The sequence below is a fragment of the Burkholderia sp. BCC0097 genome (assembly GCF_902832985.1).
GTDB classification, from domain to species: Bacteria; Pseudomonadota; Gammaproteobacteria; order Burkholderiales; family Burkholderiaceae; genus Burkholderia; species Burkholderia orbicola.
This window is the reverse complement of record NZ_CADFDM010000003.1, coordinates 486,960-502,520: the sequence shown is the minus strand read 5'-3', so window position 1 is coordinate 502,520 and position 15,561 is coordinate 486,960. Positions and strand designations below refer to the sequence as shown.

Annotated in this window: 16 protein-coding genes; 3 read left to right on the top strand and 13 right to left on the bottom strand. The window is 68.8% G+C overall.

Annotation, left to right across the window (positions count from 1 at the left end):
- Nucleotides 1–47 precede the first annotated feature (47 nt).
- Genes waaC through waaA form a run of 3 tightly spaced genes read left to right on the top strand, consistent with a single transcriptional unit; the run spans nt 48 to nt 3,350 of the window.
- Entirely contained in the window at nt 48–1,043 is a 996-nt protein-coding gene (gene waaC, locus HWX07_RS12070; RefSeq protein ID WP_006485129.1) for a lipopolysaccharide heptosyltransferase I, read from the top strand.
- Between the two features lie 23 nt (nt 1,044–1,066).
- Nucleotides 1,067–1,951: a Kdo hydroxylase family protein gene (locus tag HWX07_RS12065; protein ID WP_175876389.1), complete on the top strand. Its 885-nt coding sequence runs from the start codon at nt 1,067–1,069 to the stop codon at nt 1,949–1,951.
- A 37-nt stretch (nt 1,952–1,988) separates the two neighbouring features.
- Nucleotides 1,989–3,350 (top strand): lipid IV(A) 3-deoxy-D-manno-octulosonic acid transferase, encoded by a 1,362-nt coding sequence (waaA, locus tag HWX07_RS12060; protein ID WP_175876388.1) that lies wholly within the window; start codon nt 1,989–1,991, stop codon nt 3,348–3,350.
- Between the two features lie 63 nt (nt 3,351–3,413).
- On the opposite strand, the gene ureG is transcribed toward waaA, so the two are convergent.
- From ureG to HWX07_RS11995, 13 genes are all read right to left on the bottom strand, one after another.
- Nucleotides 3,414–4,061: an urease accessory protein UreG gene (ureG, locus tag HWX07_RS12055; RefSeq protein WP_175876387.1), complete on the bottom strand. Its 648-nt coding sequence runs from the start codon at nt 4,059–4,061 to the stop codon at nt 3,414–3,416.
- A 14-nt stretch (nt 4,062–4,075) separates the two neighbouring features.
- Nucleotides 4,076–4,756 (bottom strand): urease accessory UreF family protein, encoded by a 681-nt coding sequence (locus tag HWX07_RS12050; RefSeq protein WP_175876578.1) that lies wholly within the window; start codon nt 4,754–4,756, stop codon nt 4,076–4,078.
- Nucleotides 4,743–5,399: an urease accessory protein UreE gene (ureE, locus tag HWX07_RS12045; protein ID WP_175876386.1), complete on the bottom strand. Its 657-nt coding sequence runs from the start codon at nt 5,397–5,399 to the stop codon at nt 4,743–4,745. The genes HWX07_RS12050 and ureE overlap by 14 nt, the downstream gene beginning before the upstream one ends.
- 18 nt (nt 5,400–5,417) lie before the next feature.
- The gene (gene ureC, locus HWX07_RS12040) at nt 5,418–7,124 is read right to left on the bottom strand and encodes an urease subunit alpha (RefSeq protein WP_175876385.1); all 1,707 of its coding nucleotides are present in this window, start codon (nt 7,122–7,124) and stop codon (nt 5,418–5,420) included.
- Nucleotides 7,125–7,152: 28 nt separating this feature from the next.
- Nucleotides 7,153–7,458: an urease subunit beta gene (locus HWX07_RS12035; RefSeq protein ID WP_040126797.1), complete on the bottom strand. Its 306-nt coding sequence runs from the start codon at nt 7,456–7,458 to the stop codon at nt 7,153–7,155.
- Nucleotides 7,459–7,466: 8 nt separating this feature from the next.
- Nucleotides 7,467–7,769 (bottom strand): urease subunit gamma, encoded by a 303-nt coding sequence (gene ureA, locus HWX07_RS12030; protein ID WP_006406310.1) that lies wholly within the window; start codon nt 7,767–7,769, stop codon nt 7,467–7,469.
- 236 nt (nt 7,770–8,005) lie between these two features.
- On the bottom strand, nt 8,006–8,881 hold the full coding sequence (locus HWX07_RS12025) for an urease accessory protein UreD (protein WP_175876384.1): 876 nt from the start codon (nt 8,879–8,881) through the stop codon (nt 8,006–8,008).
- 185 nt (nt 8,882–9,066) lie between these two features.
- Complete coding sequence (gene urtE, locus HWX07_RS12020; protein ID WP_175876383.1) at nt 9,067–9,759, bottom strand: urea ABC transporter ATP-binding subunit UrtE; 693 nt, start codon at nt 9,757–9,759, stop codon at nt 9,067–9,069.
- A gap of 4 nt (nt 9,760–9,763) precedes the next feature.
- Nucleotides 9,764–10,621: an urea ABC transporter ATP-binding protein UrtD gene (gene urtD / locus HWX07_RS12015; protein ID WP_006476695.1), complete on the bottom strand. Its 858-nt coding sequence runs from the start codon at nt 10,619–10,621 to the stop codon at nt 9,764–9,766.
- Nucleotides 10,618–11,805: an urea ABC transporter permease subunit UrtC gene (gene urtC, locus HWX07_RS12010; RefSeq protein WP_175876382.1), complete on the bottom strand. Its 1,188-nt coding sequence runs from the start codon at nt 11,803–11,805 to the stop codon at nt 10,618–10,620. Before urtC ends, urtD begins: the two co-directional genes overlap by 4 nt.
- A 1-nt stretch (nt 11,806) precedes the next feature.
- Complete coding sequence (gene urtB, locus HWX07_RS12005) at nt 11,807–13,426, bottom strand: urea ABC transporter permease subunit UrtB (protein ID WP_175876381.1); 1,620 nt, start codon at nt 13,424–13,426, stop codon at nt 11,807–11,809.
- Between the two features lie 148 nt (nt 13,427–13,574).
- Nucleotides 13,575–14,882 carry an urea ABC transporter substrate-binding protein gene (gene urtA / locus HWX07_RS12000; RefSeq protein ID WP_175876380.1) on the bottom strand — a complete coding sequence of 436 codons (1,308 nt, stop codon included), beginning with the start codon at nt 14,880–14,882 and terminating at the stop codon, nt 13,575–13,577.
- A 354-nt stretch (nt 14,883–15,236) separates the two neighbouring features.
- Complete coding sequence (locus HWX07_RS11995) at nt 15,237–15,560, bottom strand: rhodanese-like domain-containing protein (protein ID WP_006476692.1); 324 nt, start codon at nt 15,558–15,560, stop codon at nt 15,237–15,239.
- Between the last annotated feature and the right edge of the window lies 1 nt (nt 15,561).

Genomic DNA, 15,561 nt, shown 5'->3' with positions numbered 1-15,561 from the left:
TCCCCCCTTTATGTTTGTCGCCGGCTGCCAGCCGGCGTTTTTTCAGCGTGCAAAAGATCCTGATCGTGCGCGTGTCGTCGCTGGGCGACGTCGTGCACAACATGCCGGTGATCGCCGATATCCGGCGGCGCCACCCCGATGCGCAGATCGACTGGCTCGTCGAGGAGAGCTTCGTCGACCTCGTGCGGCTCGTCGACGGCGTGCGCAACGTGCTGCCGTTCTCGCTGCGCCGCTGGCGCAAGAAGCCGTTCTCGGGCGCGACGTGGCGCGAGATTCGCGCATTTCGCCGGCGCCTCGCGGCCGAGCAGTACGACCTCGTGATCGACTGCCAGGGCCTCATCAAGACGGCGTGGGTCGCGAGCTGGGCGCGCGGGCCGCTCGTCGGGCTCGGCAACCGGACCGACGGCGCCGGCTACGAATGGCCGGTGCGCTTCTTCTATCGCAAGCGCGTGCCGATCGCACCGCGCACCCACGTGGTCGAGCGCTCGCGCCAGCTCGTCGCGGCCGCGCTGGACGACCCGGCGCCGACGCCGGCCGATCCGGTCGAATTCGGCCTCGACACGCGGGCGGCGGCGCTCGCGGTGGCCGCGCTCGGCCTGAACCTGCCGGTGCCGTACGTCGTGTTCGTCCACGCGACGTCGCGCGCCGACAAGCAATGGCCGGACGCCGCCTGGATCGAGCTTGGGCAGGCGCTCGTGCGGCGCGGTGCGTCGCTCGTGCTGCCGTGGGGCAACGACGCGGAGCGCGCGACCAGCGAGCGGCTCGCGAAGGAATTCGGTGCGGCGGCGATCGTGCCGCCGAAGCTGTCGCTGCCGGCCGTGGTCGGTCTGATCGACGGCGCGGCCGCGACGGTCGGGGTTGATACAGGTCTGGTTCACATCGCGGCCGCGCTGAAGCGTCCGACGGTCGAACTGTACAATTTCGCGACGGCCTGGCGCACCGGCGGCTACTGGTCGCCGAACGTCGTCAATCTCGGCACGGCGGGGCAGCCCCCGTCGATCGCGCAGGTGAAGTCGGCGCTCGCGGGCTTCGGTCTCCTGTAACGCTGTCCACACGCGAACCGATCATGAGCGAATCCCAGATCATCGAAGTCCCGTCCGCCGACTGGAGCGGACACAACCTGTCGGCGCCGCGCGAGCAGTTGCTGGCCGCGGTCGAGGAAGGCAAGGTGCTGTATTTCCCGCACCTGCGCTTCGCGATCGAAGGCGGCGAGGAAGCGCTGCTCGATCCGGCGCTCGCCGATCCGAAACGCAAGAACATCAGTCTCGCGCCGAACGGCGGCGCGCTTGCCGGCGTGCTCGGCGACAGCGTCACGCAGTCGGCCGTGCGCGCGCTCGTCGCGCGCTTCCAGCAGCAGGCCGGCACGCTCGTCGACGGCCTCTTTCCCGAATACCGTGGCAAGCTGCGCGTCGCGCCGACGAGCCTGCGGCTGATGCAGGTCGAAACGCGCCAGACGTCGTGGCGCAAGGACGATAGCCGCTTGCACGTCGACGCATTCCCGTCACGGCCGAACTACGGCGAGCGGATTCTGCGCGTGTTCACGAACGTGAACCCGGCCGGCGTGCCGCGCGTGTGGCGCGTCGGCGAGCCGTTCGAGGACGTCGCGAAGCGCTTCCTGCCGAAGATCCGGCCGCAGTTCCCGGGCTCGGCGTGGCTGCTGAACCTGCTGCACGTGACGAAATCGCCGCGCAGCGCGTACGACCACCTGATGCTGAACCTGCACGACGGGATGAAGGCCGACCTCGACTACCAGAAGACGTGTCCCCAGCAAACGATGCCGTTTCCGCCGGGCAGCGTGTGGATATGTTTCTCCGATCAGACTTCGCACGCTGTGATGTCCGGCCAGTTCATGCTCGAGCAGACCTTCTTCCTGCCCGTCGATGCGATGGTGCGCCGCGAGTGCGCGCCGCTCGGCATTCTCGAACGCCTGACGGGCAAGGCGCTGGTTTGAGCGCGCACCTGCTTCGACGCAACACGAGGGCGGCCGCATGCTGAGGGCGATCTATCGCGCGCTGTGGTGGCTCGTCGCGCCGGCCGCCGTCGTCCGGCTCTACGTGCGTTCGCGCAAGGAGCGCGGCTATCGCGAGCACATCGGCGAGCGTTTCGGCCACGTCGCGGGCCGCTCGCGCGACGATCGCGCACCGCTGATCTGGGTGCATGCGGTGTCGGTCGGCGAGACGCGCGCCGCGCAGCCGCTGATCGACGCGCTGATGCACGCGCGCCCCGATGCGCGCATTCTGCTCACGCACATGACGCCGAGCGGCCGCGCGACGGGCGAACAGATCTTCGGCGATCGCGTGCTGCGCTGCTACCTGCCGTACGACATGCCGGGCGCGGTGCGGCGTTTTCTGCATGCATGGCGGCCGACGCTCGGCCTCGTGATGGAAACCGAGGTGTGGCCGACGCTGATCGACGAGTGCCGCCGCGCGGACGTGCCGCTCGTGCTGACCAATGCGCGGATGTCCGCGCGTTCGTTCCGGCGCGCGGCGAAGTTCGGCACGGCGACGCGCGACGTGTTCGGCGGCTTCTCGCGCGTGCTCGCGCAGAGCCCGGCCGATGCGGAGCGGCTGACGTCGCTCGGCGCGCGCAACGTGACCGTGCTCGGCAACCTGAAGTTCGACATGACGACGCCGCCGGAACTCGCGGCACGCGGCCATGCATGGCGCGACGCGATCGGCGCGCGGCCGGTGTGGGTCGCGGCCAGCACGCGCGAGAACGAAGAAGCGCTGGTGCTGCAGGCGTTCGCGGAAATGCGCACGCCCGGCGCGCTGCTGGTGCTCGTGCCGCGTCATCCGCAGCGCTTCGCGGAGGTCGAGGCGCTCGTCGCGCGCAGCGGGCTCAAGTGCGTGCGGCGCTCGGTATGGGCGGCCGATGCGGCCGCGCTCGCGGCGGGCCGGCCGGCCGCCGAACCGCTGGCGGATGACGTGACGGTGCTGCTCGGCGATTCGATGGGCGAGCTCGGCGCGTACTACGCGGCGGCCGACATCGCATTCATCGGCGGCAGCCTGTTGCCGCTCGGTGGGCAGAACCTGATCGAAGCGTGCGCGGTCGGCGTGCCGGTGTTGATCGGGCCGCACGTGTTCAACTTCACGCAGGCGACCGCAGACGCGGTCGCGGCCGGTGCGGCGATGCAGGTCGAGGATCCGCTCGATCTCGCGCACGTGCTCGACGCGCTGTTCGCCGACAAGGCGCGGCGCATCGCGATGGGTGCGGCCGGCGCGGCCTTCGCGGCGCGTCATCGCGGCGCGACCGCGCGCACGGTCGACGTGCTCGCCGCGCTGCTGCCGCCTGCTGCAGCTGGCGCGCGTGCGTTGCCGGACCAGCCGGGCGCGGCTTCCGAAGACGAATAGACGAAGGGCGGCGCAAGGCCGCCCCCGAACGCATGGCGGCGACGTGCGCCGTCGCCATGCCGCTCACACCGTCAGCAATCCCTTCTTCTCGATGAACGCGATCACGTCCGCGACGCCGTCGAGCGCTTTCAGGTTCGTCATCACGTAAGGCCGTTCGCCGCGCATTTTCTGCGTGTCGGACGCCATCACGTCGAGGTTCGCGCCGACCAGCGGCGCGAGGTCGGTCTTGTTGATCACGAGCAGGTCGGACTTCGTGATGCCCGGGCCGCCCTTGCGCGGAATCTTCTCGCCGCCGGCGACGTCGATCACGTAGATCGTCAGGTCTGACAGCTCGGGGCTGAAGGTCGCCGCGAGATTGTCGCCGCCGGACTCGATGAACACGATGTCGGCATCGGGAAAGCGCGCGAGCATCCGGTCGACGGCTTCGAGGTTGATCGATGCATCTTCCCGGATCGCCGTGTGCGGGCAGCCGCCCGTCTCGACGCCCATGATGCGTTCCTCGGGCAGTGCGCCCGCGACCGTCAGCAGTCGCTGGTCTTCCTTCGTATAGATGTCGTTGGTGATCGCGACGAGGTCGTACCGGTCGCGCATCGCCTTGCACAGCATTTCGAGCAGCGTGGTCTTTCCGGAGCCGACGGGGCCGCCGATGCCGACGCGCAGCGGCGGCAGTTTCTTCGTGCGGCGGGCGGAGGAGGGAGCGGGTGCGTTCATGGCGTGGATCAAGTTCAGGAGCGGAACAACCGCGAGTACTGGGTTTCGTGCCGCGCGGACAGAATGCCGAGCTGCGGCGCGAACGTGTTGACGGCGTCGGGCGGCGTCGCGAGCGCACGGCGCACGGCCGCGTCGATCGCGCCGCGCAGCGCGACGATGATGCGTTGCCCGGCGAGCTGGCCGAGCGGCACGGCCTTCAGCGCGGCGGACGTCTGGTTCTCGACCCAGCCGAACGCGTACGCGGCGAGCGTCGCGTCGGCGCCGGCGTCGTGAGCGGCAGCCGCGTACGCGAACGCGGTCGGCAGCGCGATAGGCGACAGCGACGCGAGCGTCGCGCGGCGTGCGGCGTCGCCCCATTCGAGCGACGCGCACAGCTGCGCGAGCGACCAGCCCATCTGTTCGGTTTCTCGGCGCAGCTCGGCCGATTCCCGGCTCGCGACGAACCAGGCATTTTCGGCGGCGAGCGCATGTGTGTCGTGCGTCTGCCAGCGGGCGAGCTGGTGCGCGAGGAATGGCAACTCGCCATGCGCGAGCACGTCGGTCAGGCCGCTCGCGATCCAGTCGCACGCGGAATCGGCATCGCGGATCAGGTTCGCGTCGAGCGCGGCTTCGAGGCCCTGCGAATAGCTGTACGCGCCGATCGGCAAAGCCGGCGACGCGAGGTGCAGCAGCGCGACGAGTTCAGTGGTGGTCATGACCGTGGTGGCCGTGCGTGCAGCCGGGACCATGCTGATGATCGTGATCGTGATCGTGATCGTGATCGTGATCGTGATCGTGATCGTGATCGTGATCGTGATCGTGCGAGCGCGAGTGCGAGTGTCCATGGTGCTCGCCGAATACCTGCTGCGCGAGCGCGTAGTCTTCGGCGAACGTCGCATCGTGCCCGTGCTTGTGGCCGCCGCCGTACGCGCCGGCCTCCGGCTGGAACGGTGCGCTCGTTTCGTCCACCTGCGTGCCGAGCCGGCGCAGCATGTCCGCGAGCACCGGATCGGCTTCGAGCTTCAGGTAGCCGTCACCGATCTCGACCGGCGTGTGACGGTTGCCGAGGTGATACGCGGCGCGCATCAGCGTGAGCGGGTCGGCCGCGCGCACGAGCAGAACGGTTTCAGATGCCGCGGCGATACGCACGAGCGCGCCGTCGTCGGCGACGAGCACGTCGCCGTCGCGCAGCACGGTGCCGCGCGGCAGCAGCACCGCGACGTCCTCGCCGGTGTCGAGCGTCGCCGCGAGGCGGCTCTTGCAGCGGGCGTCATAGGCGAGCGTGAGCGTCGGCGCGCGCGCGACGAGCGACGCGGCGAGTTTCACGTTCGGGGCAATACGTTTGTCGAGGGTGCGCATGAAACTGAGGATTCCGGATCAGAACAGGAAATAGCGCTGCGCCATCGGCAGCACCGTCGCCGGTTCGCAGGTGAGCAACTGGCCGTCGGCGATCACGTCGTAGGTTTCCGGGTCGACGCTGATCGACGGGCGCCATGCGTTGTGGATCATGTCGGCCTTCGTCACGTTGCGGCAGTTGCGCACCGGCACGATCCGCTTCGCGAGGCCGTAGCGCTCCGCGATGCCCGCATCGGCCGCCATCTGCGACACGAAGGTCAGCGACGTGCGCGCGAGCGCCCCGCCGCGCGTCGCGAACATCTCGCGATAGTGGACCGGCTGCGGCGTCGGGATCGACGCGTTCGGGTCGCCCATCTGCGCGAGGGCAATCATCCCGCCCTTGAGGATCATCGACGGCTTGATCCCGAAGAACGCGGGCTCCCACAACACGAGGTCGGCCCACTTGCCGGGCTCGATCGAGCCGACTTCATGTGCGATGCCGTGCGTGAGCGCCGGGTTGATCGTGTACTTCGCGACGTAACGCTTCGCGCGGAAGTTGTCGTTGCGCGCGGTGTCCTCCGGCAGCGCGCCGCGCTGCACCTTCATCTTGTGCGCGGTCTGCCAGGTCCGGATGATCACTTCGCCGACGCGGCCCATCGCCTGCGAATCGGACGACAGCATCGACAGCGCGCCGAGATCGTGCAGGATGTCCTCGGCCGCGATCGTCTCGCCGCGAATGCGCGATTCGGCGAACGCGAGATCCTCGGCAATCGATGGATCGAGGTGATGGCACACCATCAGCATGTCGAGATGCTCGTCGAGCGTGTTGATCGTGTACGGGCGCGTCGGATTGGTCGACGACGGCAGCACGTTCATCTCGCCGCACACCTTCAGGATGTCGGGCGCGTGGCCGCCGCCCGCGCCTTCGGTGTGGTACGTGTGGATCGTGCGGCCCTTGAACGCGGCGACGGTCGATTCGACGAAGCCGGCCTCGTTCAGCGTGTCCGTGTGGATCGCGACCTGCGTGTCGGTGTCGTCGGCCACCGACAGGCAGTTGTCGATCGCGGCGGGCGTCGTGCCCCAGTCCTCGTGCAGCTTCAGCCCGATCGCGCCGGCCGCGATCTGCTCGACGAGCGGCTGCGGCAGGCTGGCGTTGCCCTTGCCGAGAAAGCCGAGGTTGATCGGCCAGCCGTCGGCGGCCTGCAGCATCCGCTCCATGTGCCACGGGCCCGGCGTGCAGGTGGTTGCGTTGGTGCCGGTGGCCGGCCCCGTGCCGCCGCCGAGCATTGTCGTGACGCCCGACGCGAGCGCCTCGTCGATCTGCTGCGGGCTGATGAAGTGGATGTGCGTGTCGATGCCGCCCGCCGTCACGATCAGCCCTTCGCCGGCGATCACTTCGGTGGCCGCGCCGATCGCGATCGTCACGCCCGGTTGAATGTCGGGGTTGCCGGCCTTGCCGATCGCGGCGATGCGGCCGTGTTTGATCGCGATGTCGGCCTTCACGATGCCCCAGTGATCGAGGATCACCGCGTTGGTGATGATCGTATCGGGCACGTCGGCGGCCACGCGCTGCGACTGGCCCATCCCGTCGCGGATCACTTTCCCGCCGCCGAACTTCACTTCCTCGCCGTACGTGGTGAAGTCGCGTTCGATCTCGATCAGCAGTTCGGTATCGGCGAGCCGGACGCGGTCGCCCGTCGTCGGCCCGAACATTTCCGCGTACGCGCGGCGGCTCAAGCGTAGTGTCATGTGCTGTTCCTGAAGAGCGGGGCGTGGCTTACAGCGGCCCCATCACCTTGCCCTGAAAACCGTAGACGGCGCGATCGCCCGCGAGGGCGACGAGCTCGACGGTGCGCGTCTGGCCCGGCTCGAAGCGCACGGCCGTGCCGGCCGCGATGTTGAGCCGGAAGCCGCGCGCGGCCGCGCGGTCGAACGACAGCGCGTCGTTGACCTCGAAGAAGTGGTAGTGCGAGCCGACCTGCACCGGGCGATCGCCGGTGTTCGCGACGACGAGCGACAACGTCGCGCGTCCCGCATTCAGTTCGTGTTCACCGTCGTCGGTGAGGATTTCGCCGGGGATCATGCGTGGCCTCACGGAATCGGGTGGTGGACGGTCACGAGCTTCGTGCCGTCGGGGAAGGTCGCTTCGACCTGGATGTCGGGAATCATTTCCGGCACGCCGTCCATCACGTCGTCGCGCGTGAGCAGCGTCGTGCCGTAGTGCATCACTTCGGCCACGGTCTTGCCGTCGCGCGCGGCTTCCATCAGCGCCGCGGTGATAAAGGCCACCGCCTCCGGATAGTTGAGCTTCAGGCCGCGGGCGCGGCGGCGTTCGGCAAGCAAGGCCGCCGTGAAGATCAGCAGCTTGTCCTTTTCGCGGGGAGTCAGTTTCATGAAGGCAGGCGTTCAGGAAAACGTAATTTTTATCGGTGCGTAAGCGACCGGGCAGGGGTGCGGACCATCGTAGCACCGCGCTGTTTTGCGTGCGTCGTGTATCGCTTATGTAAGCAGCAAGGTGCGTGCCATGGGCATTCGACGTGCCGTCATGCGCGTTCGTGGTGCGTGATGCATGGAGAGTGTGCGTCGTGCGGGGTGGTGTTGCGCCGAAACGGTGCGTGATGCGTGTGCGCTCAGGTTTGCCAGAGACGCAGCGGCCGCGCGTCGACGCCGTGCACGATCGGGCGCAACTGCAGCCAGCAGTCGGTGAAGTAGCGCTGCAGCGCCTCCATCGACGTCGCCAGCGCACGCACCAGCACGACGCCGGGCGTCACGCAGGTCGCGCCCGCGCGCAGCGTGTCGTCGAACGGCATGCGCGCGGCGAGCGCTTCGGCCAGCGCGGCGTCGCATGCGGCGCCGGCCGCCCACAGCGTGCCGTAGGCAGGAAAGCCGGCGAGGCCTTGCAGCGCGCCGCGCAGCGGGTCGCGCGCGTCGAGCAGCGCGCGCTCGGTCCATAGCGGCCGGCCGTCGGGGGCGACGAGCGCCGTGGTCGACGCGATGCGTCCCGCCGACCACGTTTCGCCGGCCGCCTGCCGGCCGAGCTGCGTCGCGTCCCAGCCGATCGCGCTTGCTCCTTCGCCGAGCGTCACCGTGAAGTCGAGCGCCGCGTGCGCCGCGTCGAAGATCAGGTTGTTCTGCGGCAGCCAGTCGAGCTTCGCATGCGCGCCGACCGCGATGCCGATGCGCTGCGTCGCATCGAGGCCGTTCGACTTGTACCACTTGGTCGCGCCGGGCGTCGTCAGCACCGCGTGCGTGCCGTCGCCGAGCGCGATATCGATGTCGAGCCGGTCGCCGCCCGCGACGCCGCCCGGCGGATGGACGATCACCGCATGGCAGATCGCGTCGCCTTCCGGGTACAGCGGCCGCTGCACGCGCAGCGGGCCGTCGTGCAGCCTGTGCGCGAGCGTCGTGCGCGCACCGTGCCGCTCGAAGCCGAGTTCGAGGCGGCCGCGCCACGACTTGGCGACGGCGGGGCGGGACAGCGGGGCGTGCGAATCGGGGGCGGACATCGGCGGCGAACGGGAAACGAGGAAGCGGGTGCGAAGAACGTGGATGCTACCGGAACAATAATGCAGATGCCGCGTGCGTTGAAAGCGCTGCGTGCGGGCGTTCCCCGCGGCGGCAAGTGTTCACCCGCCGCGCGCCGCCGTGCCTACTGCCGTGCCTACCGCCGTGCCTACCGCCGTGCCGCCCGTCACACCGCGATCAGCTCCCGTACGCCATTCGTCTCCATGTCCCGCGCGTCGCCCCCCGCGACAATCTCGCCGCGGCTCATCACCCAGTAGCTGTCCGCGATCGAGCGCGCGAAATCGTAATACTGTTCGACGAGCAGCACGGTCATGTTCGATTCGTCGACGAGCTGGCGCAGCGTGCGGCCGATGTCCTGGATGATCGACGGCTGGATGCCCTCGGTCGGCTCGTCGAGGATCAGCAACTGCGGCTCGCTCATCAGCGCGCGGCCGATCGCGAGCTGCTGCTGCTGGCCGCCGGACAGGTCGCCGCCGCGCCGCGCGCGCATGTCCTTCAGCACCGGGAACAGCTCGTAGATGCGATCGGGCACTTTCGACGGCGCCTTGCGGCTCGCCGCGCCGACGAGCAGGTTTTCCTCGACGGTGAGCCGCGGAAAGATGTCGCGGCCCTGCGGCACGTACGCGAGCCCGGCCGCGACGCGCGCATACGGTGGCAGTGCACCGAGCGCGGCGCCGCGCCACGATACGTGCCCGCTTTTCGCGGCGACGACGCCCATCAGGCAACGCAGCAGCGTGCTCTTGCCGACGCCGTTGCGGCCGAGCAGCACGGTGAGCTTGCCGTCGTCGGCGACGAGGTTCACGTTGCGCAGGATATGGCTGCCGCCGTAGTACTGGTTCAGCGCTTCGATTTTCAGCATCGCATCATCGTCCGAGGTAAGACTCGATCACCGCGTCGTCGCGCTTGACCTGGTCGAGCGTGCCGTGCGCGAGCACCGCGCCTTCGGCCATCACCGTCACGCGCCCCGTGTCGCCCGCGAGCGCCGCGACGAACTCCATGTCGTGCTCGACGACCATCATCGAGCAGGTGCCGCGCAGCGTGTTCAGCAGCTCGGCGAGTTCCATCGTCTCGTGGTCGGTCATCCCGGCCGCCGGCTCGTCGAGCAGCAGCAGCGCGGGGCGTTGCATCAGCAGCATGCCGATTTCGAGCCGCTGCTTCTGCCCGTGCGACAGCTCGCCGGCCGCGCGATACGCGTGGCTTTCGAGGCCGATCAGCGCGAGCGTTTCCTCGATCTTTCCCTGCGCGGTGCGGTCGAGCCGCGCGCGCAGCGATGCGAGCCAGCCCTTGTCGGTCTGCATCGCGAGTTCGAGGTTTTCCCACACCGGATGCTGTTCGAACACGGTCGGCTTCTGGAACTTGCGGCCGATGCCCGCCCGTGCGATCTCGGGCTCGTTCATTCGCGCGAGGTCGATCGTCTGGCCGAGAAACACCTTGCCCGCATCGGGCCGCGTCTTGCCGGTGATCACGTCCATCATCGTCGTCTTGCCCGCGCCGTTCGGGCCGATCACGCAGCGCAGCTCGCCCGCGTCGATCGCGAGCGACAGCTTCTTCAGCGCGCGAAAACCGTCGAAGCTCACCTCGATATCCTCGAGATAGAGGATCGTGCCGTGCGACGTATCGATGCCGTCCGGCACGACGCGTCCCATCGACGCGCTGCCGCTGACGGCCAGCAGCTCGTCTTCGGGCGGCGGCGTGAACTGATAGAGAGCCGTTCCGTTCATGCGCGTTTCCCCTTCGCGAGCACGGTTTCGACGAGGCCCATGATCCCGCGCGGCAGCAGGAGCGGCACGAGCACGAAGATCAGGCCGAGGAAGAACAGCCAGTATTCGGCGAAGTACGCGGTGAAGAAACTCTTCGCGCCGTTCACCGCGAACGCGCCGACGATCGGCCCGATCAGCGTGCCGCGCCCGCCCACCGCGACCCAGATCGCCATTTCGATCGAGTTGCCGGGCGACATCTCGCCGGGATTGATGATGCCGACCTGCGGCACGTACAGCGCGCCGGCGATGCCGCACAGCACGGCCGACACGGTCCACACGAACAGCTTGTACGCGAGCGGGCTGTAGCCGAGGAACATCAGCCGCGTCTCGCCGTCGCGCACCGCGGTCACCACGCGCCCGAGCTTGCTCGTGACGATCGCGCGCGCGGCGATGAACGCGAGCACGAGGGTCGCGAACGTCAGCAGCAACAGCACCGTGCGCGTGCCCGGCGACGTGATCGCGAAGCCGGCGATGCGCTTGAAATCGGTGAAGCCGTTGTTGCCGCCGAAGCCCGTTTCGTTGCGATAGAACAGCAGCATGGCGGCGAACGTCATGGCCTGCGTGATGATCGACAGGTACACGCCCTTCACGCGCGAGCGGAACGTGAAGAAGCCGAACACCCACGCGAGCACGGCCGGCACGAGCACGACCAGCGCGAGGGCCCATGCGAGATGCTGCGTGCCGCTCCAGTACCAGGGCAACTGGTGCCAGTCGAGAAACACCATGAAGTCGGGCAGGTCGCTGCCGTACTTGCCGTCGCGGCCGATCTCGCGCATCAGGTACATGCCGATCGCATAGCCGCCGAGCGCGAAGAACAGGCCGTGGCCGAGGCTCAGGATGCCGCAGTAGCCCCACACGAGATCGAGCGCGAGCGCGGCGATCGCGTAGCACATCAGCTTGCCGGCGAGCGTCATCGTGTACGCGGACAGATGGAACGTGCTGGCTTCGGGCGCAACCAGCGCGGCGAGCGGTACGCCGATGCCGATCGCCACGCACAGCGCGACGAGCGCGAGCCACGCGCGGCGCGACAGCAGCGCGGGGCGGGGCGGCAGGCCGAGCGCGAAGCCGTCCGCCGCGCGTGCGGCGGCAGCGGGCTTCGACGCGTCGGCGACCGGGTTCGACATCGAATCGGTGTATGAAGTCACGTCAAGCCTCCGCGCTGCGGCCCTTCGGGGCGAACATCCCCTGCGGGCGTTTCTGGATGAACAGCACGATCATCACGAGCACCGCGATTTTCGCGAGCACGGCGCCCCAGAATGGTTCGATCGCCTTGCTCGCGAGGCCGAGCCCGAAGCCGCCGAGCACCGTGCCGGCGATCTGGCCGACGCCGCCGAGCACGACGGCCATGAACGAATCGATGATGTAGTTCTGGCCGAGATCGGGGCCCACGTTGCCGATCTGCGACAGCGCGCAGCCGCCGAGGCCCGCGATGCCCGCGCCGAATGCGAACGCATACGCGTCGACGCGGGCGGTCTTCACGCCGACGCAGGCGGCCATCCGGCGGTTCTGCGTGACCGCACGCACGAACAGGCCGAGCCGCGTCTTCGTCAGCACGGCCCACGCGACGAACACCACCGCGAGCGCGAACGCGAGGATCGCGAGCCGGTTGTACGGCAGGATCAGGTTCTGCATCACCGTCACGCCACCGCTCATCCACGAGGGGTTCACGACCTGCACGTTCTGCGCGCCGAACAGCATGCGCGTGGCCTGGATCAGGATCAGGCTCACGCCGAAGGTCGCGAGCAGCGTTTCGAGCGGGCGGCCGTACAGGTGCCGCAGCACGAGCCGTTCGAGCACGATGCCGACGAGCGCGGCCACCGCGAAGGACACCGGCACGGCGACGAGCGGATACCAGTCGAATGCGCCGGGCGCGTAGCGCTGGATCAGCGTCTGCACGACATAGGTTGCGTACGCACCGATCATCAGGAATTCGCCGTGCGCCATGTTGATCACGCCGATCAGCCCGTACGTGATCGCGAGGCCGAGCGCGGCGAGCAGCAGCACGCTGCCGAGCGACAGGCCCGCGAACAACGTGCCGACGATTTCGCCGCGGCGCTGCAGTGCGTGCAACGTATCAAGCCCGTGTTGCGCGGCGTCGCGCACGCGCGCGTCGGGTTCCGCGTAGCTGCCGTCGGCGTTTTTCGCGACGAGCGGGCGCAGTTGTTCGATCATGTCGAGGTCGCTGCGCGCGGCCACCACCTGCACGGCTTCGAGGCGCTTCGCCGCATCGGGATCGTGCAGCGCGGCGATCGCCCACAGCGCATCGAGGCGGCGTTTCAGCGCCGGATCGGTTTCCTTTGCGCGGGCGCGGTCGATCATCGGCTTGAGCGCCGGGTCGGGCGACTTCAGCAGCGCGTCGATCGCGTCGCGGCGCGCGGCCAGGTCGGGCGACGCGAGCGCGAGGCCCGACAGCGCCCCGGCGATCTTCGTGCGCAGCAGGTTGTTCAGCATCACGGGCTGCGCGTCGCCGGCCGGCGTCGCGGTCTGCGTGAGCGCGTCGTGCGCGGTGTCGCCGGACTGGAGCAGCAGGTGGCCGTCGCCGGTCGCGAGCGCATCGCCGCTCGACAGCGCGTTGAGCACCGCGACGGCGCGCGGATCGGTGTCGGTGGCGAGCCGGTCGATCGCGGCCGTCTTCGCGTCGAAGTCGTCGCCGGCGAGCGCGGCGGTGTCGGCCGCCGTCAGCGCGAACGCGGCGTGCGGCAGCAGGCCCGCGAGGGTGGCGCATGCCACGATCACGCGGGCGGCTCGGCGAAAGCGTGTAGGCATCGGGGAATCCTGTCGGGCGTGGGAAAGGGGAGCGGTGCGGCGTGGCGCCGGCGCGGGCGATGGGTCACGGCAAGCGCGGCCGGCGCATTGGCAGCGGGCGGGCGAGTGAGCGGCACGTCGCACTCGAAGCGCGACGCGCCGCACGGCATCAGGCCAGCGCCGCGCGCTGCCGGCGCAGGAACGCCGGAATCGAGCTGACGACGTCCGGCTTGCCCTGGTTGCCCGCGATGAACGGGCTCCACGGCTGCGCGCGCACGGCCGTCTTCGTCTTCCACACGACGTTGAACTGCCCGTCGCCGCGGATCTCGCCGATCATCACCGGCTTGTGCAGGTGATGGTTGCCGTCCATCGTGAGTGTGAAGCCCGACGGCGCGGCCACCGTCTGGCCGATCATCGCGACACGCACCTTGTCGACGTCGGTGCTCTTCGCCTTCTCGACGGCCTGCTTCCACATGTGGATGCCGACGTAAGTCGCTTCCATCGGATCGTTGGTCACGCGCTTCGCGCCGCCCGGCAGGTTGTTCGCCTTCACCCACGCGGCGAACTGGTCCTTGAACTTCGTGTTGGTCGGGTTCTTCACCGACATGAAGTAATTCCACGCGGCGAGGTGGCCGACGAGCGGCTTCGTATCGATCCCGCGCAGCTCTTCCTCGCCGACCGAGAACGCGACGACCGGCACGTCGGTCGCCTTGATCCCCTGGTTGCCGAGCTCCTTGTAGAACGGCACGTTCGAGTCGCCGTTGATCGTCGAGACCACGGTCGTCTTGCCGCCCTGCGAGAAGGTCTTGATGTTCGCGACGATGGTCTGGTAATCGCTGTGGCCGAACGGCGTGTAGACCTCCTGAATGTCGGCGTCCTTCACGCCCTTCGATTTCAGGAACGCGCGCAGGATCTTGTTGGTCGTGCGCGGATACACGTAGTCGGTACCGAGCAGGAAGAAGCGCTTCGCGCCGCCGCCTTCCGCGCTCATCAGGTACTCGACGGCCGGAATCGCCTGCTGGTTCGGCGCGGCGCCCGTGTAGAACACGTTGCGCGACATTTCCTCGCCTTCATACTGCACCGGGTAGTAGAGCAGCCCGTTCAGCTCCTCGAACACTGGCAGCACCGACTTGCGCGACACCGACGTCCAGCAGCCGAACACGCACGCGACCTTGTCCTGCGTGAGCAGCTGGCGCGCCTTCTCGGCGAACAGCGGCCAGTTCGACGCGGGATCGACCACCACCGGTTCGATCTTGCGGCCCAGCACGCCGCCGCTCTTGTTGATGTCGGCGATCGTCATCAGCGCGGTGTCCTTCAGCGACGTCTCCGAGATCGCCATCGTGCCCGACAGCGAATGCAGGACGCCGACCTTGATCGGGCCGGTGCCCGCGTCGGCCGCGTGCGCGAACGGGCTCTTGCCCGCCAGCGCGAGCGCGCCGGCCATCGAACCGAACTTCAACAGACTGCGACGTTTCATCGAGATCCCCTTGTCGTGTTGGATGTGCGTGCGCCGTGGCGGCGCCGGCCATCGTGTAACGCAAGGCATGTGCCAGTCGCGCGGATGCACGCCCGGCGTGCCTGCGCGGCCCATTGGCGGGCATCGGGGCGGTGCGGATGACGCGTTGTGCGGCATGTACGGTCCGTTGCGGTGCAGGCGCACGGGCGCAAATGGTGCACGGCGGCGCTGCGGCGTCGCCACGCGGAAAATGACGGAACAGGGAGAGGGAAAGAGAAACGGGCGCGCAGTGCGCGCCCGTTCGGCGGATCGGTGCGGCCGGCGGCCGGGTGCCGGGCGGCGCGGCGACGCGTGATGCGCCGCCGGAAGGATCGATCAGTAGCGCGGCACGGACGGATCGACGTCGCGCGACCACGCGTCGATACCGCCCTGCAGGTTGTACAGTTTCGTGAAGCCGCGCGATTCGAGGAACATCGCGACCTGCGCGCTGCGCATCCCGTGATGGCACACGCAGACGATTTCCGCTTCGTCGTCGAGCTCTTCGCTGCGCGCGGGAATCTGCTGCATTGGAATCGCCACGCTGCCGGCGATCTGCGCGGTCGCGATTTCCCACGGCTCGCGCACGTCGAGCACGACCGGCGCGGGGCGCGCCGTGTCGCCGAGCCATTCCGCGAGCATCGCGGGCGTCAGGATCTGCATG